This is a genomic window from Aeromonas sp. MR7 (assembly GCF_963899385.1).
GTDB lineage: Bacteria > Pseudomonadota > Gammaproteobacteria > Enterobacterales > Aeromonadaceae > Aeromonas > Aeromonas bestiarum.
This window is the reverse complement of sequence record NZ_CAWQXH010000011.1, coordinates 1,277,332-1,303,139: the sequence shown is the minus strand read 5'-3', so window position 1 is coordinate 1,303,139 and position 25,808 is coordinate 1,277,332. Positions and strand designations below refer to the sequence as shown.

Here is a 25,808-nt window from a genome sequence, read left to right as displayed (position 1 = left end):
AGGCTTAAAACGCCACACCGGCGCAGAGAATAATGTTGGCGTAGGGGGTGACCTCGCCGCTGCGCACGATCGCCTTGCTCTGGCGGGAGCGGGTCTTGAACGCCTCGTGCAGGCAGTATTCGATGGTGATGGGCTTGCCTTGGGCAGCGGCGTGCGCCTCCAGCTGATCGACCAGCGCCTGATGGGCGGCGGGGCTGATCAGTTTTATCTCGCTCGCCATGATCACCTTCTCCACCACCAGATCGGTGAGCAGGGCGGTCAGCACGGTTGTAAGGCTGGGGGTGCCCGCCATCAGCGCCAGATCGATGCGCTCCGGCCCCGCCGCAATGGGCAGGCCCGCGTCGCAGACGGTGATCTCGTCGGTGTGACCCATCCGTGCCACCAGGGCACTCAGGGGAGCATTGAGCAGCTTGCCTCGTTTCATACAGCACCTCGGCAGACTCGCGTCCGCATATCTGATGTTCATCTAGGCAACCGGTTACGCAACCGGTTGCGTCATGTGGGAAAGATAGGCCCTAAGGCCCGCGCGATCCACAGTGAGATGGCAGAAATGTGAAAACGATCTCAATGCGGGGGATGGAGAGAGGGAAAAGGGTGCCAGACAGAGCACTGGCACCCGCAGATACCGGGCTAGAGGGCGAGGGCTTGCTGCACGCCGGGGCGTGCCAGCATCTGTTGATAGTGGGCCGCTACCCTGGGGAACTCGCCGATGGCCACGCCATCGCTCTCGAGCCAGCTGGCCACTACGAACAGATAGATGTCGGCCAGGCTGAAACACTCTCCCAGCATCCAGGGGCCGACCAGATAGTGACGTTCAATCTCGGCAAAGCCATCGCGCATGTTCTGGGGCATCTTGGCCTTCATGGCGGCGATGGCCTGCTCGTCATCGGCCCAGCGACTGCCACGGCGACCGTGGGCATGGGAGACGTGCACCGTGGAGGCGAGGAAGCTGTTCACCTCCTGCATGCGGGCCAGCAGGAAGGGATCGTCCAGCGGTGCAAGCCGGGCGTTAGGGAAGCGCTGCGCCACATAGAGCAGCAAGGCCGGGGTTTCGGTCAGCACGCCGCGCTCGGTGACAAGAGCCGGCACCCGGCCTTTGGGATTGATGGCGAGGTAGGCGGCGGAGCGCTGCTCCCCGGCCGTCAGGTCGAGCACCTTGATGTTATGGTGGGCCTTGGCCTCGGTCAGGGCTATGTGCACTGCCATGGCACAGGTGCCGGGGGCGAGATACAGGGTCAAATCAGACATGCAATTCTCCTTGTGAAGCGGTCGCCGCCGGACAATCCGGATGGGGGAGGTGGCGGCGAGCAGAAACGGGTGACGCCTTCTGGCATCCTACGCGCATAGCCGCGGCGGGCCAAGGCAGGGAGATCCGCCCCGCGGGGACGCCCGACGGCAGATGCGGATGGGCGGCAAGATCCTGGCGTGGATAATCTGTTCCGGACGGAAGCGGCGCCGACTGCGATGGCGGGCCCTTATGAAATCAAAGACTTTTTGGTCAGCAGATAAGGGGAAAAACGGCTACGCATGCCGGGTCAAATCGCTATAATGTGCTCCCTGAATAGTGGTTTCTCTGATGTTGGATAGTCAATTGAGTAATAAAATGCGGATCGGTGGTTCCCTCGAACAATCCCTGAGTCAGGGATATAGTCTCGACCTCAAGGGGGTATTGCAGGAGAGTTGGCAACAGACGCGGCGCACTGGTTTCGGCCTGTTGCTGGCCATCGTCGGTGTCACGGCCATCTGGATATTGCTGAGCAATACCCTGCTGGCACCCTACCTCAATCAGGAGGGGGGAATGGACATAGCCCTGGTGCTGAGCCTGCTTATCACCATCATGATGTCGCCCATGACCTCGTCCCTCGACATGCTGGGATTGCAGCAGTCGGTCGGTGTGCGTGCCCGCCCGAGCCAGGTATTCGATTTCTTTCGCCACTTCCTGCGTCTGGGCAGCCTGAGTCTGCTGGGCAGCATGCTCACCAGCCTGTTCGGCCCCCTGTTTGAACTGGTGGGCTTGCCGGTGGTGCTGGCCTTCATCCCGTCTGCGTTGATCGGCATGGGACTGGTGTTCTCGGTGCCGCTGGTACTGGAGCGCGGACTGTCGCCGGTGCAAGCCATTCTGGTATCGCTCAAGCTGTTTGCCCGCGGCTGGCCCAGCATAGTGCTGCTGCACGGCGTCATGCTGGCGCTGTTTTTCCTGGCGCTGATCCCCATGGGATTGGGCCTTGTCTGGGTGGCCCCTCTCTACTTCAACTGCAAGGGGATCCTCTATCGGGATCTGTGCGGGGTCGCGGTCGAAGTGACGGAAGTGAGCGAAGGCCCAAATCATTTCAACGCATAACAAGCTTGCAGCCAGACGCTTGACGCAGGCGCATTTCAGCGCATAGCTAGCGTGATGTCAGGTGATGTCAGGTGATGTCAGGTGATGTCAGGTGATGGCACAGGCACATTTCACCGCATAGCGAGTCTGAGGCCAGACGATGGCGCAGGCATATTTCAGCGTATGACGAGTGCGCGATGCAAAAGGACGGCATATGAAGAGGACTCGACATGGCGTGGCGGCAGGCTTGCTGCTGTTGCCTACCCTGGGGTTGGCGCAACCTTCACTGGATCTGCAGTACAGTACCTTCTACAGCCAGATGAAGACCTTCGCCAAGGGGGAGTTTGGTCACGCCAGGCTGGGGTTTTACCTGACCGATCCGCAAAATGGCCAGCGCTGCCTGCTCACCTCGGCCCGGGTCTCAACCCTGGATCGGGACGTGGCCGCCGAGGTGACGGTAGACAGCGAGCTGCGGCTGCCCTACGACGATGATCTCAATCTGGACAAGGCGACCGTGGTGGTGGGCTTGACCGAAGCGCACAGGGCCTGCGATCTGTCGGTGCAGGTGATGGCCGATGTGCAGCCGGTGTCAGGCAGCCAGTGGGATCTCAAGGTGGCCGAGGTAGCCGGGCGTCAGCAGGATATGCAGGCCCTGCTGAGCAAGCTGGCCGGCATGGTCGGCAAGTATTTCCTGCCCGAGATGGCGGGTGTGCGGGTGACCCTGGTACAACCGACGGGCACCGCCTATCTGGTCGATGGTGCCCGCCAGCAACCGCTCTCCTGGCAGGGGGGGCAACTGCTGCTGAGCAACACCCAGCTGGCGGATTTCGCCGCGGGCAAGCTGCAACTGCAGGGGGAGATACTGCGACTGACCCCCTGGCTGCACAAGGAGTGAGCCATCCGCTTGCCAGTGAGATAAAAAAAGGAGCGCCAGGCGCTCCTTTTTTGTTGCTGTGGGCCTGTGTCTATCGTGCTTAGCGCACTTCAATCACATCCAGCATGTCCATCTCGTCGATGTCCAGCAGCGGCGCCTTGGGCAGTTCAGGCGGATCAAATGCCTTGTCACCGCCATCTATGATGCCGGAGTCGCGGTTGATGCTCTTGAAGTCAAACAGCTTGTGATCGAGCAAATGGCTCGGGATCACGTCCTGAATGGCGGTGAACATGGTCTCGATACGACCCGGGAAGCGGCGATCCCAATCCTGCATCATCTGCTTGATGGCCTGACGCTGCAGGTTCTCCTGCGAACCGCACAGGTTGCACGGGATGATGGGGAAGGCCTTGACCTCGGCGTAACGCACGAGATCCTTCTCCTTGCAGTAGGCCAGCGGGCGGATCACCACGTTCTTGCCATCGTCGCTCACCAGCTTGGGCGGCATGGATTTGAGCTTGCCACCGTAGAACATGTTGAGGAACAGGGTCTCGAGAATGTCGTCCCTGTGATGGCCGAGGGCAATCTTGGTGCAGCCCAGCTCCTGGGCGGTGCGATAGAGAATGCCACGGCGCAGACGGGAGCAGAGGGCGCAGGTAGTCTTGCCTTCCGGCACCTTGTCCTTGACGATGGAGTAGGTGTCTTCCTCGACGATCTTGAAGTCGACGCCCAGAGTGGCCAGGTATTCCGGCAGCACGTGCTCGGGGAAACCGGGTTGCTTCTGATCCAGGTTGACGGCCACCAGATCGAAATGGATGGGGGCGCTTGCCTTGAGGCTCATCAGGATGTCGAGCATGGCGAAGCTGTCCTTGCCACCGGACAGGCACACCATGATCTTGTCGCCCTCTTCAATCATGTTGAAGTCGGCGATGGCCTGACCTACGTTGCGCCGCAGGCGCTTCTGCAGTTTGTTGAAACTGTATTTATCTTTGGCGTTCAGCTCTTCTAGCATGCTCGTAAAACCCGGGACACAAATAAGCGCGTTATTATAGCCATGTCCCGGGGGAGGGCAAGATGCCAGGATGAAAGCCGTCTTATGATTGGTTGCGTCGGCTGTCTACCGGGCAGCTGTAATCGGCGGGTTTGAGGATCAGCATATCGCAGGCGAGTCTGTCCACCACGTGTTCGGCGGTATTGCCGAGCAGGGCGGCGGAGAGGCCGGTGCGACCGACGCAGCCCATGATCATCAGGGTGGCTTGCAGATCTTCGGCCAGATCGGGCAACACCTCTTCCGGCAGGCCTTCCGCCACCCGGGTCCACAGATGACTGATGCCAAATTTGTCGGCATGGCTCAGCAGCAGGCTCTCATGGTGTTTGCGAATGGCATCGTTGTAGGCGTTGGGATCAAACTCCGGCAGCTCGATGGCCACGTTGACCGGGGTGCCGGGATAGGTGTTGACCAGGTAGAGGTTGGAGCCGAGCAGCTCGGCGATGGCAATCCCTTCCTCCGTGATCCGCTCGTTCAGCAGCTTCTGATCCTGGTCGTCGCTGGAACAATTGATGGCGGCTATGATGTTGCCGCCTCGTTGCCAATGACCCTCCTTGACCAGCAGGACGGGGCAGGGACACTTGCGCAGCAGGTGCCAGTCGGTCGGGGTAAAGATGAAGGTTTGCAGAAACGAGTGATGGTGAGTCGCCTTGACCACCAGATCGTGGCGGTTTTCCAGCACTTCCTGAATGACGCATTCGAAGGGCCGATTGTGCCAGACCACCTTGATCTCGCAGTCCAGCCCCTTGGCTCGGTAGGGTTTCAGAATATCGTCGAGCCATTCACGGCGCTGGGCGATCACGCCGTGGCGCATCTCTTCCCGTTCGTCCACCGACAGCATGGCGGTCATCTCGTACGAGAAGTCGTAAATGGTGAGCAACAGGGTCAGTTGAGCGCCTTCATCCAGCTCAGCCACCTTGACCGCACGTTCGAGGGCAATTTGCCGCTCTTCTTCCGGGTTGATAACGACCAGGATCTTTCGGTACTTGACCATGTTCTCCTCCTCCTTGGCAAAAATACCAATGATGGCAGACCTTTAGCCATTACAGCTTAGCTCAGGAGGAGGTGGGGAGACGTGTGCCGGATCAAATTTCAGTGTAAACCGATCCGGCAACAGAGGAGGATTAGCCGCAGGGAGGACGGGTCGCGCCAGCCATGACGCCGAGGGCCACGTGATCCAACACTGTGATGTACTTGCCCTTGACGCTGATGAGCTCGGACTTCTGGAAGCGGCCAAGCAGGCGGCTGATGGTCTCGACGGTGAGGCCGAGGTAGTTGCCGATGTCACCGCGGGTCATGGAGAGGCGGAACTCCTTGGCGGAGAAGCCGCGTTCGGAGAAACGCACCGACAGATTGTGCAGGAAGGCGGCGAGGCGCTCTTCGGCATTCTTCTTGGAGAGCAGCAGTATCATCTCCTGATCGCCCATGATTTCGTTGCTCATCAGTCGCATGATCTGCTGGCGCAGCTTGGGCATCTTGCCGGAGAGATCGTCGAGCACGTCAAACGGGATCTCGCACACCATGGCCGTTTCCAGCGCCTGGGCGAAGGAGGGGTGAGCCTGCTTGTGAATGGCATCGAAACCAACCAGATCACCGGCGAGGTGGAAGGCGGTGATCTGCTCATCCCCTTGTTCCGTGATGGTGTATGACTTGATGGTCCCGGAACGGATCGCGTAGAGCGATTTCAGCTCATCGCCGGCTTTGAACAGCTCCTCACCCTTCTGGATCGGCTTCTTTCGCTCGATGATGCTGTCGAGCTGATCGAGTTCGCTGTCGTTCAGGGTGAAGGGAATGCAGAGCTGGCTGATGCTGCAATCCTGGCAATGAATTGCACAGCCACCGCTCTGAATACGTCTGCCAGGTTTCTTTTCCGGGATCATAGGCTCATACGAATAATTGATTTATATCAAACAAGTTTACCATCAACTCATCCGTTTTGGATAGGGTTTCAAAAGGACGCTATCCCGATCCAGAGAGTATGAAGCCCATACGCGATGAGCAAGACAGCCCCGCCCTGGCGCAAACTGCGCAGGGTCAGCCAGTAACGCAGGCGGTCTGCCAGTCCTCCCAGTGCAAACAGTGTCGGCAGGGTCCCTATGCCGAAACTGAGCATAATGAGCGCACCGCCTCCTGCGGAACCCGCCGCCGCACTCCAGGTCAGCATGGAGTAAACCAGACCGCAGGGCAGCCAGCCCCACACCATACCAAAGGGAAGGGCCTGCCAGGCCGAGGTGAAGGGGAGAAACTTGCCTGCCAGCGGCTTGATGCGAGGCCAGAGTCGGGCACCGATGCGTTCGAGCAGCAATATGCCCTGCCACCAGCCGGCAAGATAGAGACCGAGCGCTATCATCAAGAGCGCCGCCAGCAGCCGCAAGCCGGCGATGGCGTGCTTGCCGGCGCCCAGCTCGCTGGTGGTGGCCAGCAGGCCCCCGACCAGAGCACCGGCTACCACGTAGCTGAGGATCCGGCCCAGGTTGTAGTTGAGCAGATAACCGAGCCGGCCCCAGAAGTGCTGCTTCTCGGGAGGAATGGCCATGGAGAGGGCGGCCGAGACGCCGCCACACATGCCGATGCAGTGGCCTGAGCCCGCGAGCCCCACCAACAGGGCCCCGACCAGATCAAGGCTGGCGGTCATCGGAGGTATGCTCGCTGGGTTTCTGGGCGGGTTTGTCTTCATCGAACAGGATATTGGAGCCCTGGCGGTCGAGATCTTCAAACTGCTCGGAGCGAATGGCCCAGAAGAAGACGGCGCCGGCGATGATGACAAACAGGATGGCGATGGGGATCAGGACGAAGATGATGTTCATGGTGCAAGCCTTGCAATGAGAGTAGTCATGGTACACCCGTTGGTGACCAGGGGCCCGGCGATTCTGTGGTGCGGGGAGCCCGGCAAACGCGGGCTCCCTTTATCGTGCGCGTATATGCGGCCATGGCTCAGCGGTTCAGCCGCATGGAGTTGGTGACGACTATGAGGGAACTCAGAGACATGCCCGCTGCCGCCACATAGGGTGGCAACCAGCCGCTGGCCGCCAGCGGCAGCACCAGCAGGTTGTAGCCGATGGACCAGGCGAAGTTCTCCTGGATGATCTTGCGGGTACGAATGGCCAGGGTGCGCGCCTCCAGCAGACGGGAGAGATCGTCGGCCAGCAATATGGCATCGGCGCTGTTTTTGGCCAGATCCGTGCCGCCCGCCATGGCGAAGGAGGCATGGGCACCGGCCAGCACGGGGGCATCGTTGATGCCATCCCCTACCATGATGCTGATATCGCCGCGGGCCTCATGCTCCTTGAGATAGGCCAGCTTGCCATCCGGCGTTACCCCTTTCACCAGTTCGTCCACTCCGATCTCGCGAGCCACCTCGTCGGCCTGGGCCGAGCTGTCACCCGTGAGTATGGTGGTCTTGAGACCGGCGGCCTTGAAGGCCTGGATCAGCGCCCTGGCATCCGGGCGCAAGGTATCTGCCAGGATGAAGCGGGCCAGCAGCCTGGACTCATCGGCCAGATAGATGGCAAGGCCCTGGCTGGCAGTCTGCCCGGCGGGCAGTGCCAGCCAGCGGGCGCTGCCGATACGGTAATGCCGGCCTGCGATCGTGCCCTGAATGCCGTGACCTATGACGGGGGTCACCTCGCTTGCTGCCAGCAACAGGGCATCGTCTGCCGCCTTGCTGCGAAAGGCACGGGCGATGGGATGCTCCGAGTAGGCTTCCAGCGCGCGGGCGATGGCGAGGCACTGGGTCTCGCTCAGCTCGGCCAGCGCCGTGGTGCTGATCAGGCTGATGTTGCCCGTGGTCAGGGTGCCTGTCTTGTCCATCACGATCCGGTTGGCCTTGGTCAGCACGTCCAGCACATGGCCACGGCGCAGCAGAATGCCGGATCGGGTCAGGCGGGCGGTGGCCGAGGTGAGCGCGGTCGGTGTGGCCAGCGACAGGGCGCAGGGGCAGGTGGCAACCAGCACGGCCAGGGTGACCCAGAAGGCCTGCTCCGGCTGATGGAAGTGCCAGAAGGTCCACACAGCCGCGGCAATGATCAGCAGCACCAGGATGAAGTGGCGGGAGAGCACGTCCGCCATCTGGGCGATGGCCGGCTTGTCGTCCAGCGCGTGATCCTGCAGCCGCATGATCTGGGCGATGCGCGACTCCTCGATGCGGTGGCTGACCCGGATCTGGAGCGGTGCATCCGTGTTGATGGTCCCGGCATAGACGCTGTCACCCAGCTGCTTGAGCAGCGGCAACTGCTCACCGGTCAGCATGGATTCGTTGAGGCTGGCCTGCCCCTCGACGATGAGGCCATCGGCCGGCAGGGTGGCACCGGCCAGTACTCGTATCCTGTCTCCCACCTGCAGCATCTTGGCTGCCACCTCATGCTCGCCATCGTCATCGATGCGTGTGGCCATGATGGGCACCAGCCGCGCCAGATTGGAGCTGGACTCTGACGCCTTGCGTCTGGCCCGCAACTCCAGAAAACGCCCCAGCAGCAGGAAGAAGACGAACATGGTGATGGAGTCGTAATAGACCTCACCGGTATTGAAGACGGTGGCCCACATGGAGGCGACGAAGGCGCCGATCAGTGCCAGCGATACCGACACGTCCATGGAGAGATGGCCCTGTTTCAGGCTGCGCCAGGCGCCCACGTAAAACGGCTGGGCCGAGTAGATCATGATGGGGGTCGAGAGCAGCAGGCTTATCCACTTGAAGTAGACCATGAACTCATCCTCGACGCTGATGAAGAGATCCATGTAGAGCGCCACGGCGCACATCATCACCTGCATTGACCCCAGGCCCGCCAGTGCCAGCCGGAACATGTAGCTGCGCACTTCTTTGGCGTAGATAGCTTCCTGGTTGTGGGTCTGGAACGGGTAGGCTCGATAGCCTATTTTGGCGAACCCCTTGAGGATGTCGCTCAAGGCAAGCCGGTCCGGATCCCACTTGATGCGGGCGCGGTGAGTGGTGGTATTGACGTTGATGTAGTGCAGGCCGGCAAGGCCGGTCAGATGACGCTCGATGAGCCAGGCGCAGGCGGCGCAGGTCAGCCCTTCCACGCTGAGCAGGATCTCGCGCTGCCTGTGGCTGCCCGTGCCGCTGTCGGTGACAAAATCCTGCTGCACCTCGGCCAGATCGTAGTGGGTGAGGGCGGCCAGCTCTTCCGGGACCAGTTCCCCCTTGATGCCGGGCGCTGTGCGGTGCTCGTAATAGCTGGAGAGACCGCACTCCATGATGGTTTCTGCCACGGCCTGACAGCCGGGGCAGCACATGGGTTGCACTATGCCCTTGATCTCGAGCGCATAACGACTGCCAGCGGGAACCGGCTCACCACAATGGAAACAAGCCTTCATGGCGTCTTGCCCCGGGAGGTAAAGTAAACGAGCGGGGCATGGGGCGTGCTGGCGAGAAGCTGCTCGCCAGGGTGAAAACCGCCTGTCATGGCTTAACGTCCTTTGGGATCGAGTTCGACGGGCGCCTTGGTCGGGAGTTGGACTGTCTCTTGCAGACGCCATTCGTGATTGAAGGCATCGACCCGGATATGCCATTTCCCGTTCAATGGTTTGTCGAGCAGCAGACGATAGATGCCGCTGGCGTCGGCCGTCACCATGTGTTCGCTGTCCATGCCGGCCAGGGTCGGGTGGAACAGGGAGAGGTAGAGGGCCTGACCGGGGGGGATATCTCCCGACAGGGGCTTGAGGGTCAGCTCCTTGCCATTCACTTCCAGCGCTATGCGAATGTTGAGGGCCTCGGATCGATCGAACTTGCTCAAGTCCTGATTGATCTCTTTGCCTTGTTTGTAATAGTCCTCGGCGACCAGATTGACGCCATCCTTGCTGGCGATGATGGCCGTGCCGATGCTGGCGATCACGGCGGCGGCCGGGAGGGCGATGATGAACCAGGGCCAAAATTGGCGATACCAGGGTTGGGACATAATGAGTGCTACCGAAACGAATGATTAACAGAATGGAGGCTTTTCAGCCAACACAAGATAACAAAAAGCCTCGAAGAGTCGAGGCTTTTTGCTGAGTAATCACGTGCTTATCACATGTTACTGCTTATTTTACTTGTTGTTGTGGGACAAACTATAAACGTAGGAGGCGAGCAGGTGCACCTTGTCTTCACCCAGAATATCCTTCCAGGCCGGCATGACGCCGTGACGACCGTGGGTGATGGTCTGCTCGACCACCTGACGGGAACCGCCATACAGCCAGGTGTTGTTGGTCAGGTCAGGTGCCCCGAAGGCGATACCGCCCTTGGCATCCGGGCCATGACAGGCGGCGCAGATGGTGAAGCGCGCTTCGCCCTTCTTGGCCTCGACCAGATCGACCTTGCGACCGGACAGGCTCAGCACGTAGGAGGCGACTTCTTTCACCCCATCCTGACCCAGGATCTCGCCCCAGGCCGCCATCACACCCTGACGACCGCCCATGATGGTGGTCTTGATCTGATCAGGCTGACCGCCCCATTGCCATTCGCTGTCGGTCAGGTTCGGGAAACCGCGACCGCCGCGGGCATCGGAACCGTGACACTGGGAGCAGTTCTGCAGGAACAGACGCTGACCCACCTTGCGTGCTTCCGGATCGGCGGCGATCTCTTCGATGGCGCGATAGGTCTTGCCATCGGCCTGATAGGCCAGCTCGCGGAACTTGGCGCCGTAGATCTCGTCAGCCTTGACCAGTTCGCGGTCGTACTCCACCGCCCGGCCTTCGGCCTTGGCGGAGGCCACCGCAGCCTTGGACTCGGCCAGCGAGCGGACGTCCTGGTTGGAGCTCTGCCAGCCCAGCAGACCCTTCCAGTTGCCCAGCCCCGGGAAGGCCAGCAGATAGACCAGACCGGTGACGATGAAGAAGAGGAACATGTAGGTCCACCACTTCGGCAGCGGGTTGTTGATCTCTTCGATACCGTCGAAGGCGTGTCCCATGGACTTGCCCTCTTCCACGCCCATCTTGTCGCGCAGGCACCACACCAGCAGCAAGAAGCAGCCGAGTATGGTCCCCAGGCTGATGACGGTCACAAAAATGCTAAACAAAGTGCTCATTATTGTTTCGCTCCTGCGTTCTTGTTATCAGCACCGGGTTGCTCGTCGTCGGCAAAAACCAGGTTGGCAGCCTCGTCGAAAGAGGCCTTGCGGCGCTTGCTGTATGCCCAGACGATGATGCCGATCATGATGGCCATCAACAGCAGGGTATAAAGGCCGCGAAATGTGCCGTAATCCATATCCTGACTCCTTTATTTCAGGGCATGACCCAGTGATTGCAGATAGGCTACCAGCGCATCCAGTTCGGTTTTGCCCTTGACGGCTTCACCTGCACCCTGGATGTCAGCGTCGCTGTAAGGCACGCCGAAGTGATCCCGGAACAGCGCCAGTTTCTTGCCGGTCAGTTCACCGGTCAGGACATTGGTGTCGAGCCAGGGGAAGGCCGGCATGTTGGACTCGGGCACCACATCGCGCGGATTGATCAGGTGAGCGCGGTGCCAGTCGTCTGAATAGCGACCGCCCACACGGGCCAGATCCGGACCGGTACGCTTGGAGCCCCACAGGAAGGGGTGCTCCCACACGCTCTCACCGGCGACCGAATAGTGGCCATAGCGCTCGGTTTCGGCGCGGAACGGACGGATCATCTGGCTGTGACAGACGGTGCAGCCTTCGCGGATGAAGATGTCGCGCCCTTCCATCTGCAGGGCGGTGTAGGGCTTGAGGCCCTCTACCGGCTCGGTAGTTTGCTTTTGGAAGAACAGCGGGGTGATTTCGACCAGGCCCCCCAGACTGATGGCAAATATGATGCCGACCACCAGCATGGGTACGCTCTTTTCAAAGATCTCGTGACGGTTATTGTTGCTCATGCTTTGACCTCTTCAATCATGCTGGCTGTGCGACAGGTTCCAGGGAACCCTTGGGCGCAGTGATGGTGCGATAGGCGTTGTAGGCCATCAGCAACATGCCGGTGACAAAGAAGCAGCCACCCAGGAAGCGCACGAAGTAGAAGGGATAAGAGGCCTGCAGCGCTTCCACGAAGCTGTAGGTCAGGGTGCCGTCGTCGTTGACCGCACGCCACATCAGACCCTGCATCACGCCGGAAATCCACATGGCGACTATGTAGAGCACTGTGCCCACGGTAGCCAGCCAGAAGTGCACGTTGATCAGGCGGATGCTGTACATGCGGCCCTGGTCGAACAGGTTCGGGATCAGGTGATACACGGCGCCGATGGATACCATGGCAACCCAGCCCAGTGCGCCTGAGTGGACGTGACCTATGGTCCAGTCGGTGTAGTGGGAGAGGGCGTTGACCGTCTTGATCGCCATCATGGGGCCTTCGAAGGTGGACATGCCGTAGAACGACAGGGACACGATCAGGAAGCGCAAGATGGGGTCATAACGCAGTTTGTGCCAGGCGCCGGAGAGGGTCATGATGCCGTTGATCATGCCGCCCCAGGAGGGGACGAACAGGATCAGGGACATCACCATGCCCAGCGACTGGGCCCAGTCAGGCAGCGCTGTATAGTGCAGGTGGTGCGGACCGGCCCAGATATAGAGGGAGATCAGCGCCCAGAAGTGGACGATGGAGAGGCGGTAGGAGTAAACCGGACGACCCGCCTGCTTGGGCACGAAGTAGTACATCATGCCGAGGAAGCCGGCGGTCAGCAGGAAGCCTACCGCGTTGTGGCCATACCACCACTGCACCATGGCATCCATGGCACCGGAATACATGGAGTAGGACTTCATGCCGGAGAGCGGCACTTCCATGTTGTTGACGATGTGCAGCACGGCCACCGTGATGATGAAGGCACCGAAGAACCAGTTCGCCACATAGATGTGGGAGGTGGTGCGTTTGACCAGGGTGCCGAAGAAGACCACGGCGTAGGCGACCCAGACGATGGTGATGGCGATATCGATCGGCCATTCCAGCTCTGCGTACTCCTTGGAGGTGGTGTATCCCAGCGGCAGCGAAATGGCGGCAGACAGGATGATCGCCTGCCAGCCCCAGAACACGAAGGAGGCAAGCTTGCCACCAAACAGTCGGGTTTGACAGGTGCGTTGCACCACATAGAAGGAGGTCGCCATCAGGGCGCTACAGCCAAATGCGAAGATGACCGCATTGGTGTGCAGAGGGCGAAGGCGACTGTAAGTCAGCCAGGGAGTATCAAAGTTGAGGGCAGGCCAGATCAACTGGGCTGCGATCAGTACGCCAACCGACATGCCGACAATTCCCCAGACAATCGTCATGACTGTGAACTGGCGAACAACGGTGTAGTTGTACTCAGGATGGTTAGTTGTATGGCTCATCGTTGTATTCCGCTTCCGATGCTGCTGTTGTTTGATTTTTTGTCCAGTGACATGGACCGACATCATTGGCTACTGCCTTACCCCTTGTTAACAACTGTTAATAAAAGGAAAAGCAAAAAGTAGCTAAATGAAAATTCAATGGGAATGATACTGAACTGACAGGTAAAATAACAGTATAAACAGTGATATATTTGGCTCCGTTGGGTCTCGCCTGCTCAATTATTTACCTTGCGCGAGATCACGAAAATGTCATTTTCAAGGCATCTTACAAGGTTGTTTTTTCATGAAAGAGAGACTCACTTCACGCAAAATTGTCCACTTGGCGATCGTCCTGGCCATTTTGCTCGGATTGGTTGCCTATCGAACCTGGTTTGACGGGGGCCAGGCGGCGGCGGTGGGCGCAGAAAAAGATCAGATTTGTGATCTGTCCCGCACCTCCTGCAGCCTGCTGCTGGGGGAGAAGCCGATGACCGTCAGCGTCGCCTCCTTGCCGGTGCGGGCCGAACATGACTTCGTGATACTGCTTCAGGGGGGGGATCCCGCCTTCAAACCGGTGAAAGCCTGGCTGGAGGGGCGGGACATGTTCATGGGCACCATACCGGTCAGTTTCGAGCCGGCAGAGCACGGCTGGCAGGGCTCAACTCTGGTGGGTTCCTGCACCTCGGCTGTGATGGTCTGGCTGCTCAATATCGAGTGGAGCAATGGCCAGCGCCAGCAGTTGGCGCTCTCCGTCAGTCGTTGAATCCCTGCCTATATGAACAAAAGGATGGGGGATAAGGTGAAAATAGATTTGAAATTTTCAGGCAGGGCGTTACCTTGCACAGATTATCAGGGAGTGAAGTTCATTTAATCATGATTGAAAAACAAGCATTTTATCGCGGTCTCAACCAGCAGGCACAGGCCTTGCTGGAAGGGGAACCGGATCTCATCGCCAACCTGGCCAACCTCTCCGCCTTGTTGGCGCTGGAGCTTGCCGACATCAACTGGGTGGGTTTCTACCTGTTGCAGGGGGATACCCTGGTGCTCGGTCCGTTCCAGGGCAAGCCGGCCTGCGTGCGCATTCCGGTCGGCCGCGGGGTCTGTGGCACGGCAGTGGCACAGGGCAAGACCCAGCTCATTGACGATGTCCACCAATTCGAAGGTCACATCGCCTGCGATGGCGCCAGCAATTCGGAAATCGTGATCCCGGTGCGCCGTGGTGGCGAGATCATTGGCGTACTGGATATCGATAGTCCAATCTTTAACCGTTTTGACGCAGAAGACCGGATTGGGCTGGAAGAAACGGTGCAAATTTTGGAAAGCATGCTCTAAGTCATTGCTTGATGGTTCGCAAAAGGCCCCAAGCTCTCTATAATGGGGCCTTTGTTGTGCTCGGGCGTGCCCGCGCGTTTATATGAAAGCCAAGGTTATACATGGAAAACACTGAGAAGCTGAAGAACAGTAAAGAGATCGTTGCCTACCTGGTCGAGAAATTCCCGGCCTGCTTCATCGCTGAAGGAGAGGCCAAGCCGCTCAAGATTGGCATCTTCCAGGATTTGGCCGAGCGTCTTGCTGACGACGCCAGAGTCTCCAAGACCATGCTGCGCTCTGCACTGCGTCAATACACCTCCAGCTGGCGTTACCTGCATGGCCTCAAAGCCGGCCAGGCCCGTGTCGATCTGGACGGTAACCCGGGCGAGCTGCTCACCGAAGAGCACATCGAGCACGCCAAGCAAGCCCTGAAAGAGAGCAAAGAGCGCGTCTTTGCCAGCCGTCGTACCAATACTAAAGAAGAGAAGGCCAAGCAGCCCCGTCGTCCTGCCCCGCGCAAGGCTGACGCTACCGCCAAATCTGACAAGCCCAAAGCCGCACCCAAGGCACCCGTTGCCGATGCGCCCTTGGTGAAGGTCGATGCTGCCAATCTGAAAGTGGATCAAGGCGTCCGGGTCGTGCTGGGCAAGTCTCCTGTACCGGCGACCATCAAGGAAGTGACCAAGGATGACGTTCAGGTCCAACTGCAGACCGGCATGATGCTGCGGGTCAAATTTGAGCATCTGGTTCTCTAAGGAGACAAATGTTGAAGCATGGCGTAATTCGTTTTTCCCTCGTTGCCTGTAGCCTGGCGCTTGCCGGGCTTGCACAGGCCATCGAGCCGGTGCTCAAGGAAAGTGATTTGCCTGTGTTGGCTCAAGAGAGCCAACATGCTACGGCTAGCAAGCGAATTGCCAATCTGTTTACCCGCTCGCATTACAAGCAGTTCAAGCTGGACGATGCCTTTTCCTCCGTGATTTACGACAAGTATCTGGAGAATCTGGACTACAGCAGAAACCTGTTTTTGGCCTCTGATATCAGCCGCTTTGAAAAGTACCGTAACGGCTTTGACACCGACCTCGAAAGAGGACGGCTGGCTCCCGCCTACGAGATGTTCAATCTGAGTCAGCAGCGGCGTTATGAGCGGTTCGAATACGCCCTCAAACTGCTCGATACTCCTTTCGATTTTACCCAGCCCGACAATTACATCTTTGATCGGGAAGGGGCGGCTTGGCCCAAAGACGAAGCAGAACTCAACGAGTTGTGGCGTCAGCGGGTCAAGTTCGATGCCCTGAGCCTCAAGCTCAGCGGCAAGGAGTGGCCCGAGATCAAGGAGCTGCTTGGCAAGCGTTACAACAACGCCATCAAGCGGATGTCCCAGACCGAGAGCGAGGACGTGTTCCAGCTCTTCATGAATTCCTTCGCCCGCGCCATCGAACCGCACACCAGTTATCTCTCCCCGCGCAGCGCCGATCGCTTCAACACCGAGATGAACCTCTCGCTGGAAGGCATAGGTGCCGTGTTGCAGGCGGAAGATGACTTCACCGTTATTCGTTCCCTGGTGCCGGGTGGCCCGGCCGCCAAGTCCAATCACCTCAAGCCCGATGACAAGATCACCGGGGTAGGGCAGGACGACGGCAAGATTGTCGATGTGATCGGCTGGCGTCTCGATGACGTGGTCGAACTCATCAAGGGGCCAAAGGGCAGCAAGGTGAAGCTGGAGATCCAGCGCGGCAAGGGCGCCACCGCCAAGACCGAGCAGATCGAGCTGACCCGCGACAAGGTGCGCCTGGAAGACAGGGCCGCCAAGTCCAAGGTGATCAACGCCGAAGGCAAGAAGATAGGGGTGCTCGAGATCCCGAGTTTCTACGTCAATCTGCACGACGACGTGATCAAGGAGCTCTCCAGCCTCAACAAGCAGAAGATCGAAGGCCTGATCGTCGATCTGCGCGGTAACGGCGGCGGTGCGCTGACCGAAGCCTCTGCCCTGAGCGGTCTGTTCTTCGCCAGCGGTCCCGTGGTGCAAATTCGTGATCACATGGGCCGTATCACGGTCAATGGCGATGACGATGGCAACGTCTACTACGGCGGCCCCATGTCGGTGATGATCGACCGCTACAGCGCCTCGGCCTCCGAGATCTTTGCCGCCGCCATGCAGGACTATGGTCGCGCCCTGATCCTGGGTGAGAACTCGTTCGGCAAGGGCACAGTGCAACAGCATCGCAGCCTCGCCAAGGTCTATGACTTCTACGAGCAGCCGCTGGGTCACGTGCAGTACACCATCGCCAAGTTCTACCGGATCAACGGTGGCAGCACCCAGAACAAGGGGGTTGCACCTGACATCGGCTTCCCCACTGCGGTCGCCCCGGAAGAGACGGGTGAGAGCCGTGAGTTCAACGCGCTGCCCTGGGACAAGATAGCCTCGGCCAAGTACGACAAGCTCGGCAATTTCGCCAGCCTGTTGCCCAAGCTGCAATCGGCCCACGAGGCACGGATCAACAAGGATCCGGAGTTTGCCTATGTGATGCAGGACATCGCCGACTACAAGGAGGAGAAGGACAAGAAGTCGGTCTCCCTCAACGAGGCGGAGCGTCTGGCTGATCAGGCCAAACAGGACGAGAAGGCGCTGGCGCGCACCAACGAGCGTCTGGCTCGCCTTGGCAAGCCGGCGGTGAAGAGCCTGGACGAGTTGCCGGCCGATTTTGAAGCCCCCGATGAGTATCTGGTCGAGGCTGCCAACATCACGGCGGATCTGGCCAGACTCAGCAAACAGGGCTGACATTGGTTGACGAACAACATGCATACAAGGGCGACTCAGGTCGCCCTTTCTTTTGGCTGAATGCAAACTATTTGACCCTGCCAACCGGTTGTGACAGCCTCTGACACGTCAATTACAAGCGTGGAAGCAAACAATAATGACCGATCACTCCCAGGCCATGACGGCCAAATATCGCCAGGATTATCAGGCTCCGCTCTACTGGATCGACAGCATCGATCTCGACTTTCAACTGCAGGAGCCGCTGACCCAGGTTACCGCCATCTCCCGTCTGCGGCGCAATGGCGAGCACAATGAACCGCTGGTGCTGGATGGAGAAGGGCTCTCCCTGCACAGCGTCAGCGTGGATGGCGTGCCCTTTGCCCAGTACGAGCTGGGGGAGAGCAGCCTGACCCTGTTCAACCTGCCGGCCGAGTGCGTGCTGACCGTTGTCACCCTGCTGGATCCCGCCGCCAACACGGCGCTGGAGGGGCTCTACAAGTCCGGCGATGCCTATTGCACCCAGTGTGAAGCCGAGGGTTTTCGCCGCATTACCTATTACCTGGACAGGCCCGACATCCTGGCCCGTTACAGCACCCGCATCACAGCCGATAAATCCCAGTTCCCTTTCCTGCTCTCCAACGGCAACAAGGTTGACAGCGGCGAGCTGGATGGCGGCCGTCACTTCGTGCAGTGGCAGGATCCCTTCCCCAAGCCCAGCTACCTGTTTGCGCTGGTGGCCGGGGACTTCGACGTGGAGCGCAGCCATTACGTCACCAAGAGCGGCCGCAAGGTGGCCCTCGAGATCTTCGTCGACAAGGGCAACCTGGATCGCGCCGGTTTCGCCATGGAGAGCCTCATCAACTCCATGCGCTGGGATGAGCAGCGCTTCGGCCTCGAGTACGACCTAGACATCTATATGATCGTGGCGGTGGACTTCTTCAACATGGGCGCCATGGAGAACAAGGGGCTCAACATCTTCAACTCCAAGTTCGTGCTGGCCAATCCGGCTACCGCCACTGACGGCGACTACCACGGCATCGAGCGGGTGATCGGCCACGAATACTTCCACAACTGGACCGGCAACCGCGTCACCTGCCGCGACTGGTTCCAGCTCAGCCTCAAAGAGGGGCTGACCGTGTTCCGGGATCAGGAGTTCTCTTCCGATCTGGGCTCACGCGGGGTCAATCGCATCAACAACGTGCGCACCGTGCGCGGCCCGCAGTTTGCCGAAGATGCCGGCCCCATGGCACATCCGATCCGCCCGGATGTGGTGATCGAGATGAACAACTTCTACACCCTGACCGTTTACGAGAAGGGCTCGGAAGTGATCCGCATGCTGCATACCCTGTTGGGTGAGACCGCCTTCCAGGCCGGCATGCGCCTCTATTTCGAGCGCTTTGACGGTCAGGCCGTCACCTGTGACGACTTCGTGCAGGCGATGGAGGATGCCTCCGGGGTGGATCTCGGTCGTTTCCGCCGTTGGTACAGCCAGTCCGGCACCCCCGAGCTCACTGTGACCGATGAGTACGATGCCGAAAGCGGTATCTATCGCCTCCATGTGAGTCAGCACACTCCGCCGACTCAGGATCAGCCGCAAAAACTGCCGCTGCATATTCCCCTCGACATCGAGTTGTATGACGAGAACGGCGCCGCCATCGCGCTGCAATATCAGGGCAAGCCGATCGGCAACGTGCTCGACGTGCTGGAAGCACAGCAGACCTTCGTGTTCGATCGGGTGCCGGTCAAGCCGGTTCCTTCCCTGCTGCGGGACTTCTCCGCGCCGGTCAAGCTGCATTTTGACTACAGCGACGAGGCGCTGGCCTTCCTGATGCGTTTTGCGCGCAACGAGTTCGCCCGTTGGGATGCCGCCCAGATGCTGATCAACAAGGCGGTGATCGACGGGGTGGCACGGGTCCAGCACGGGCAGGGAGTCGAACTCTCCCAGACCCTGCTGGCGGCCTTTGTCGCCATTCTGGACGATGCCGCACTCGATCCTGCCCTCAAGGCGGAGATCCTGGCGCTGCCGGGGGAGGCTACCCTGGCCGAGCTGTTCGAGGTGGCCGATATCGATGCCATCCATCAGGTGCGGGATATCATTCATGCCTCGCTGGCGCAGGCGTTCGGTGCCCGGCTGACGGCCACTTACGAGAGCCTGCGCTTGCAAGGTTATCAGGTGGTTCATGCCGACATGGCCAAGCGGGCCCTCAAAGGGGTGGTGCTGGGTTATCTGGCGGCACTGAATACCGAGCATGCCGATGCCTTGGTGCGGGAACAGTATCAGGGAGCCGACAATATGACCGATACCCTGGCGGCGCTGCAGGTGGCCAACGGCTATCTGTTGCCATGCCGGGCCGCCCTGCTGGCGGACTTCGAAGGCAAGTGGGCCAAGGATGGACTGGTGCTGGACAACTGGCTACGGCTGGTCGGCGCCAAGCCGGCGAGCGATGTACTGGTCGAGGTGCGCCAGGCGATGGCCCACCCCACCTTCAGCATTCGCAACCCAAACCGGCTGCGCGCCCTGGTAGCCAGTTTTGCCATGAACAACCAGGTGCAGTTCCACGCCGTCGACGGCAGTGGTTACCGCTTCCTGACCGATCTGCTGATCGAGCTCAACGAGGTCAATCCTCAGGTGGCTTCTCGCCTCATCACACCGCTGATCCAGTTCAAGCGACTGGATGAGGCGCGCAAGGCGCTGATCCGCGCAGAGCTGCTCCGGCTGTTCAACCTGGACGGGCTGGCGCGGGATCTGTTCGAGAAGATAAGCAAGGCGTTGCAGCAGTAATTAAGAGTGGTGCAGGGCAGGGGAGCCGGCTCTCCTGCCCTGTTTTATCGAGCACGAGGTCAAGGCACCGGCGTTATCTTTGTGGGGACGTCCACAAGCTGCCTTTTATCAGGAGTCACAGTGAAGCAGTTTACTTTCCGGCTGTCGCTCAACAGCGACGAGATCATGCTGATGTATCAGGGCCATGCCAGACGGCTGGTGGTGCGTACCGATCAGGGCCTGACCATAGAGCTGGCCTTGGAAAAAATCCGGCCATTTGTCGCTATCAATGGTGTATACGGCTATTTCCGGCTGAAAACCCAGGACGATTATCGCTTTATCAGCCTGGAACGCATAAATTAACAAAATCTGAACAGGATCCCGAGTAATTATCTGCTTTCAGTCACTATCTATCCGGTAAATCCGCAATCATCCAGTGGGATTTTCTGTTTTTTGCCAAATTGGCAAAATTTTTCACAGCTCAAGCCGTGATCTGCCCCTTGTTTTTAACATCTCGTTAGCACCTTTGCTCGCCTTCCTTGATCCAAGACATTACACTTCGCAGCAACTCTGTACCGGTGGGCATCCAGGGTGGATGTCTTTCCGTCGGTGGTTAATGTCGTCCGATAAGGAATATAGCAATGGCATTGAAAGACGCCCCTACCTCAGTTCTGCTCGAAAACGTTCTCAGCCTGATCCATCAGAAGTTGCCCAAGAAGAGTGCCTCCCTGGTCGAGTGCTTCGTTGCCAAGTTCTACGGCAACATGGCCAGCACAGATCTGCATGATCGCAATGACAGCGATCTCTACGGCGCCGCGCTCAGCCTGTGGAATGCGCTCAACCAGCGTACCAGCACGGAGCCCTACATCCGGGTCTACAATCCCGAGCTGACCCGCCACGGCTGGCAGTCTCCCCACACCATAGTCGAGATCATACTGCAGGATTCTCCCTTCCTGGTGGACTCCATCCGCATGACGCTCAAGCGTCTCAACATCACGGCTCACATGATGCTGCATCAGCCGCTGCACCTCATTCGCGGCAACGAAGGCAAGATCAGCGCCATTCTGGATCTCGACAACACGGCCGGGCAGACCTCGGTCGAAACCGCCTTCCTCATCGAGATCGATCACCTGACCGGTGACGATCAGATGGAGGCGCTGGCCGCCGAGCTCAACTCGGTCGCCGGTGAAGTGGCGCTGGCGGTGGGTGACTGGCAGCCCATGCTGGGCCGTCTGAACGAGATCATCGACGAGCTGCCCAAGCGCAAGAACCCGGTCAGCAAGGAGGAGGTCGCCTCCTGTGTCGCCTTCCTCAAGTGGGTGGCCGCCCACAACTTCACCCTGATGGGCTATCGCCGCTACGACGTCAAGGCGGTGGAGGGGGATCACGAGATCCTGCCGCTGCCGGACTCCAGCCTGGGGTTGATGAAGAACTCCATCAAGGATGAGGGGCAGCGCCTTGGCAACATGCCGGCCAGTGCCCGTCATGCGGCCCTGAGCTCCGACTTGCTGATCCTCACCAAGTCCAACAGCAAGTCCCGGGTCCACCGCCCGGCTTATGTGGATTACATCGGCATCAAGCGTTTCGACGAACATGGCAAGGTAGTGGGGGAGGATCGCTTCATCGGTCTCTACGCCTCTTCCATCTACAACACCAGTGCGACCCAGATCCCGCTCATCAGCCATCGCCTCGAGCGCATCATGGCCTCGTCCGGTCATGAGAAGGGCTCCCACGCCTATAAGGCCCTGCTCAACGTGCTGGAAACCTATCCCCGCGACGAGCTGATCCAGGCTCGCGAGGAGGAGCTGCTGGCCACCGGTCTCGGCGTGCTGGAGATGCAGGAGCGGGACATGCTGCGCCTGTTCGTGCGCCGCGATGTCTACGGCCGTTTCTTCTCCTGCATGGTCTATGTCACCAAGGAGCGCTACAACACGGCGCTGCGGGTCAAGACCCAACAGATACTGCAGAAATATTTCGGCAGCAGCGAAGAGGTGGAGTTCAACGTCTACTTCTCCGAAGGCGTGCTGGCGCGGACCCACTACATAGTGCGGGTCAACAATAACAACGTGGATGTGGACGTGAACGAAGTGCAGAACAACCTGATTGAAGCGGCCCGCAGCTGGGACGACCGGCTCGACTCAGTGCTGCTGACGCACTATGGCGAGGCCCGTGGCAATGCCCTGCGCCGTCGTTTCAGCACCGCCTTCCCCCGTGCCTACAAGGAAGATGTGCTGCCGGGCTCCGCCGTGGCCGACATCATGGAGCTGGACAATCTGAGCGAAACCCATCCCCTTGGCATGCTGTTCTACCGTGCCCAGGAGGAGGAGAACGATCGCCGGGTCCGCCTCAAGCTGTTCCACCGTACCGAACCCATTCACCTCTCAGACGTATTGCCCATGCTGGAAAACATGGGGCTGCGGGTGATAGGCGAGACCCCGTATCAGGTCCGCACCCCCTCGGGGGATGTGTTCTGGATCCTCGACTTCTCCATGCTGCTGCGTGGCGATCAGCCGTTTGATCTGGAACAGAGCCAGCAGCGCTTCCAGCAGGCGTTTGCGGCCGTCTGGAACCGGGAGCTGGAGGATGACGGTTTCAACCGTCTGGTACTGGGTGCCAGCCTCACCGGCCGTCAGGTCTCTGTGCTGCGTGCCTACGCCAAGTACATGCGCCAGACCGGCGTCTCCTTCAGCCAGTCTTACATAGAGGAGACGCTCACCCGTTATCCCGATATCGCCCAGCTGCTGTTCACCCTGTTCGAGCAGCGCCTCGACCCGGCTGGCAAACAGGATGCCAAGGTACAAGCCAAGCTGCACGAGCAACTGGCCGCCAAGCTGGATCAGGTAGCGAACCTGGATGACGATCGCATCATCCGCCGCTACGTGGAGATGATCGACGCCACCCTGCGCACCAACTACTACCAGCTGGACAAGGAGGGTCAGGTCAAGCCTTACGTCTCCTTCAAGCTGGCGCCCTCCAGCATCACCGACATGCCGCTGCCGCTGCCGAAATTCGAGATCTTCGTCTACTCGCCGCGAGTGGAAGGGGTGCATCTGCGCTGGGGCAAGGTGGCCCGTGGCGGTCTGCGCTGGTCCGATCGCAAGGAAGATTTCCGCACCGAGGTGCTGGGTCTGGTCAAGGCGCAGCAGGTGAAGAACACAGTGATAGTGCCGGTGGGGGCCAAGGGCGGCTTCTATTGCAAACAGATGCCGGTGGGGGCGACCCGCGCCGTCATCCAGGAGGAAGGCAAGGCCTGCTATCGCCTGTTCATCCGCGGTCTGCTCGATGTGACCGACAACATCATCCAGGGAGAGGTGATCCCGCCCAAATCCGTGGTACGCCACGACGAGGATGACTACTACCTGGTGGTGGCGGCCGACAAGGGCACGGCGACCTTCTCCGACATCGCCAACGAGATAAGCCAGGAATATGGCCATTGGCTCGGCGATGCGTTCGCCTCCGGTGGCTCGGTCGGTTATGACCACAAGAAGATGGGCATCACGGCGCGCGGCGCCTGGGAGTCGGTCAAACGACATTTTCGCGAGATCGGCATCAATTGCCAGACCACAGATTTCACCTGCGTAGGCATAGGTGACATGGCGGGCGACGTGTTCGGCAACGGCATGCTGCTCTCCGAGCACACCCAGCTGGTGGGCGCCTTCAACCACATGCACATCTTCATCGACCCGACGCCCCATGCGGCCAAGAGTTTCGTCGAGCGCAAGCGGCTGTTCGAATTGCCGGGTTCCAGCTGGGATGACTACAACCGTGATCTCATCTCGGCAGGGGGCGGCATCTTCCTGCGCTCGGCCAAGTCCATCAAGCTGAGCCCGCAGATCCAGACCCTGCTTGGTACCGACAAGGCCAGCATGGCGCCGAACGAACTGATCAAGGCGCTGCTCTGCCTGAACGTCGACCTGCTGTGGAACGGCGGTATCGGCACCTACGTGAAGAGCTCCCGCGAGAGCGATGCCGAAGTGGGGGATCGCAGCAACGACGTGCTGCGGGTCAATGGTCGTGATCTGCGTGCCCATATCGTCGGTGAGGGTGGCAACCTGGGCTTTACCCAGCTCGGCCGGGTGGAGTACGCCAGCCAGGGCGGTCGCATCAACACCGACTTCACCGACAACGTGGGCGGGGTGGATTGCTCCGACAACGAGGTCAACATCAAGATCCTGTTGAACCAGCTGGTGGCTGCCGGCGATCTGACCCTCAAGCAGCGCAACCAGATGCTGTACGAGATGACGGACGACGTGGCGCAGATCGTCATCACCAACGCCTACCGTCAGTCCCAGTCCATCTCGGTCACCAGTTTCCGGGGTACCGAGCAGCTCAAGGAGCAGCAGCGCTTCATTCAGGGGCTGGAGCGCGAAGGCAAGCTGGATCGGGGGCTGGAGTTCCTGCCCTCCGATGAGGAGCTGTCCGAGCGGATGGCGGCAGGGCAGGGCTTGACCCGTCCCGAGCTGGCGGTGCTGGTGGCTTACGGCAAGATGGTGCTGAAAGAGCAGCTCAACTGCCCGGAGATCACCGAAGAGCCCTTCCTGGCCAACATGCTGGTCACCAGCTTCCCGGCCAAGCTGCAGCAGCAGTTCGGTGCCCAGCTTGCCCAGCATCCGCTGCGTGGCGAGATCATCGCGACCCGGGTGGCCAACATGCTGGTCAACGACATGGGGCTCAACTTTGCCAGCCGGATGAAGGACGAGACAGGTGCCTCGGTGGCGGAAGTGGCTTGCTGCTTCGCCATGGCCCGCGAGGTGTTTGGTCTGGGGGCCCTGTGGCGCGACATCGAAGGGTGCGACAACCTGGTGGGTGCAGAGACCCAGCTCGAGCTGATGTTCTACAGCCGCCGCATAGTGCGCCGTGCCACCCGCTGGTTCCTGCGTGCCCGCAATCGCAGCTGGAGCATAGCTGAGAACATCGCCTTCTTCCGCCCGGCGTTCGAGACCCTGGGGACCCACCTCTACGAGGTGATGGACGAGAGCGAGGTGGCCGAGCACCAGCAGGCAGTGGCCGCGCTGGTGGCCAAGCAGGTGCCGGATGCCATCGCCCGTCAGGTGGCCCACATGAGCAGCCTCTTCTCCAGCCTGGATCTGGCGCAGATTGCCGCGGAGCACAAGACCGACATAGTGCGCGCCGCCAATGTCTACTATCGCCTCGGCGCCAAGCTGGATCTGCACTGGTTCCTCGACCAGATCAACCATCAACCGGTGGGCAACCACTGGCAGGCGATGGCACGGGCCTCCTTCCGCGAAGATCTGGACTGGCAGCAGCGCAGCCTCACATCTGTGGTACTGGAAGGGTGCAAAGAGCAGGGAGAATGCGCTACCATACTGGCCGACTGGATTTCGGAGCATGAGCAACTCTTGTCCCGTTGGACCCATATGTTGGCCGACTTCAAGACCACGAGCACCCACGAGTTCGCCAAGTTCTCGGTGGCCTTGCGAGAGTTGAACCTGCTCCAGTTGAATTGCCGAACCTCGGCATAACCCCTAAAGCC

The 25,808-nt window shown here is 59.7% G+C and carries 22 protein-coding genes; 9 read left to right on the top strand and 13 right to left on the bottom strand.

Annotated features, from left to right (window positions below; all coding sequences use genetic code 11):
• Window positions 1-4: 4 nt before the first annotated feature.
• The gene (gene rbsD / locus AACW87_RS10845) at window positions 5-424 is read right to left on the bottom strand and encodes a D-ribose pyranase (RefSeq protein ID WP_098984023.1); all 420 of its coding nucleotides are present in this window, start codon (window positions 422-424) and stop codon (window positions 5-7) included.
• Window positions 425-630: 206 nt separating this feature from the next.
• On the bottom strand, window positions 631-1,248 hold the full coding sequence (locus tag AACW87_RS10840) for a glutathione S-transferase family protein (protein WP_241324992.1): 618 nt from the start codon (window positions 1,246-1,248) through the stop codon (window positions 631-633).
• Between the two features lie 355 nt (window positions 1,249-1,603).
• On the opposite strand from AACW87_RS10840, the gene AACW87_RS10835 reads away from it, so the two are divergent.
• Entirely contained in the window at window positions 1,604-2,341 is a 738-nt protein-coding gene (locus AACW87_RS10835) for a hypothetical protein (RefSeq protein ID WP_241325032.1), read from the top strand.
• A 193-nt stretch (window positions 2,342-2,534) separates the two neighbouring features.
• A complete protein-coding gene (locus AACW87_RS10830) occupies window positions 2,535-3,215 on the top strand; it encodes a DUF2987 domain-containing protein (RefSeq protein WP_241324991.1) in 681 nt (226 codons plus the stop codon).
• Between the two features lie 79 nt (window positions 3,216-3,294).
• Here AACW87_RS10830 and ttcA read toward each other — a convergent pair whose 3' ends face one another.
• From ttcA to ccoN, 11 genes are all read right to left on the bottom strand, one after another.
• Complete coding sequence (gene ttcA, locus AACW87_RS10825) at window positions 3,295-4,203, bottom strand: tRNA 2-thiocytidine(32) synthetase TtcA (RefSeq protein ID WP_042037821.1); 909 nt, start codon at window positions 4,201-4,203, stop codon at window positions 3,295-3,297.
• Between the two features lie 82 nt (window positions 4,204-4,285).
• The gene (gene uspE, locus AACW87_RS10820) at window positions 4,286-5,233 is read right to left on the bottom strand and encodes a universal stress protein UspE (protein ID WP_241324990.1); all 948 of its coding nucleotides are present in this window, start codon (window positions 5,231-5,233) and stop codon (window positions 4,286-4,288) included.
• Window positions 5,234-5,363: 130 nt separating this feature from the next.
• Window positions 5,364-6,119, bottom strand: coding sequence for an FNR family transcription factor (locus tag AACW87_RS10815; protein ID WP_042866440.1), 756 nt, complete (start codon window positions 6,117-6,119; stop codon window positions 5,364-5,366).
• A 68-nt stretch (window positions 6,120-6,187) separates the two neighbouring features.
• On the bottom strand, window positions 6,188-6,874 hold the full coding sequence (locus tag AACW87_RS10810) for a sulfite exporter TauE/SafE family protein (RefSeq protein ID WP_241324989.1): 687 nt from the start codon (window positions 6,872-6,874) through the stop codon (window positions 6,188-6,190).
• Entirely contained in the window at window positions 6,858-7,046 is a 189-nt protein-coding gene (ccoS, locus tag AACW87_RS10805; RefSeq protein WP_043135361.1) for a cbb3-type cytochrome oxidase assembly protein CcoS, read from the bottom strand. Before ccoS ends, AACW87_RS10810 begins: the two co-directional genes overlap by 17 nt.
• Window positions 7,047-7,173: 127 nt before the next feature.
• Window positions 7,174-9,570, bottom strand: a complete 2,397-nt coding sequence (locus AACW87_RS10800) for a heavy metal translocating P-type ATPase (protein WP_241324988.1) — start codon at window positions 9,568-9,570, stop codon at window positions 7,174-7,176.
• A 92-nt stretch (window positions 9,571-9,662) separates the two neighbouring features.
• Window positions 9,663-10,151 (bottom strand): FixH family protein, encoded by a 489-nt coding sequence (locus tag AACW87_RS10795; protein ID WP_241324987.1) that lies wholly within the window; start codon window positions 10,149-10,151, stop codon window positions 9,663-9,665.
• Between the two features lie 129 nt (window positions 10,152-10,280).
• Window positions 10,281-11,258: a cytochrome-c oxidase, cbb3-type subunit III gene (gene ccoP, locus AACW87_RS10790; protein WP_043135358.1), complete on the bottom strand. Its 978-nt coding sequence runs from the start codon at window positions 11,256-11,258 to the stop codon at window positions 10,281-10,283.
• Window positions 11,258-11,437, bottom strand: coding sequence for a CcoQ/FixQ family Cbb3-type cytochrome c oxidase assembly chaperone (locus tag AACW87_RS10785; protein ID WP_005315611.1), 180 nt, complete (start codon window positions 11,435-11,437; stop codon window positions 11,258-11,260). Before AACW87_RS10785 ends, ccoP begins: the two co-directional genes overlap by 1 nt.
• A 12-nt stretch (window positions 11,438-11,449) precedes the next feature.
• Entirely contained in the window at window positions 11,450-12,064 is a 615-nt protein-coding gene (gene ccoO / locus AACW87_RS10780) for a cytochrome-c oxidase, cbb3-type subunit II (RefSeq protein ID WP_042866433.1), read from the bottom strand.
• A 16-nt stretch (window positions 12,065-12,080) separates the two neighbouring features.
• Entirely contained in the window at window positions 12,081-13,505 is a 1,425-nt protein-coding gene (gene ccoN, locus AACW87_RS10775; protein ID WP_043135357.1) for a cytochrome-c oxidase, cbb3-type subunit I, read from the bottom strand.
• Between the two features lie 283 nt (window positions 13,506-13,788).
• Between ccoN and AACW87_RS10770 the strand changes: the two genes are divergently transcribed.
• From AACW87_RS10770 to AACW87_RS10740, 7 genes are all read left to right on the top strand, one after another.
• Window positions 13,789-14,247, top strand: coding sequence for a hypothetical protein (locus AACW87_RS10770; RefSeq protein ID WP_241324986.1), 459 nt, complete (start codon window positions 13,789-13,791; stop codon window positions 14,245-14,247).
• Between the two features lie 110 nt (window positions 14,248-14,357).
• On the top strand, window positions 14,358-14,816 hold the full coding sequence (locus AACW87_RS10765; RefSeq protein ID WP_098984030.1) for a GAF domain-containing protein: 459 nt from the start codon (window positions 14,358-14,360) through the stop codon (window positions 14,814-14,816).
• A gap of 101 nt (window positions 14,817-14,917) precedes the next feature.
• The gene (gene proQ / locus AACW87_RS10760; protein WP_241324985.1) at window positions 14,918-15,550 is read left to right on the top strand and encodes an RNA chaperone ProQ; all 633 of its coding nucleotides are present in this window, start codon (window positions 14,918-14,920) and stop codon (window positions 15,548-15,550) included.
• Window positions 15,551-15,558: 8 nt separating this feature from the next.
• Window positions 15,559-17,574 carry a carboxy terminal-processing peptidase gene (gene prc / locus AACW87_RS10755; protein ID WP_042866428.1) on the top strand — a complete coding sequence of 672 codons (2,016 nt, stop codon included), beginning with the start codon at window positions 15,559-15,561 and terminating at the stop codon, window positions 17,572-17,574.
• A 136-nt stretch (window positions 17,575-17,710) separates the two neighbouring features.
• Window positions 17,711-20,335, top strand: a complete 2,625-nt coding sequence (pepN, locus tag AACW87_RS10750; protein WP_241324984.1) for an aminopeptidase N — start codon at window positions 17,711-17,713, stop codon at window positions 20,333-20,335.
• Window positions 20,336-20,455: 120 nt separating this feature from the next.
• Window positions 20,456-20,677, top strand: coding sequence for a DUF2835 family protein (locus AACW87_RS10745; RefSeq protein WP_043135350.1), 222 nt, complete (start codon window positions 20,456-20,458; stop codon window positions 20,675-20,677).
• Between the two features lie 278 nt (window positions 20,678-20,955).
• Window positions 20,956-25,797 (top strand): NAD-glutamate dehydrogenase, encoded by a 4,842-nt coding sequence (locus AACW87_RS10740; protein ID WP_241324983.1) that lies wholly within the window; start codon window positions 20,956-20,958, stop codon window positions 25,795-25,797.
• Window positions 25,798-25,808: the final 11 nt, after the last annotated feature.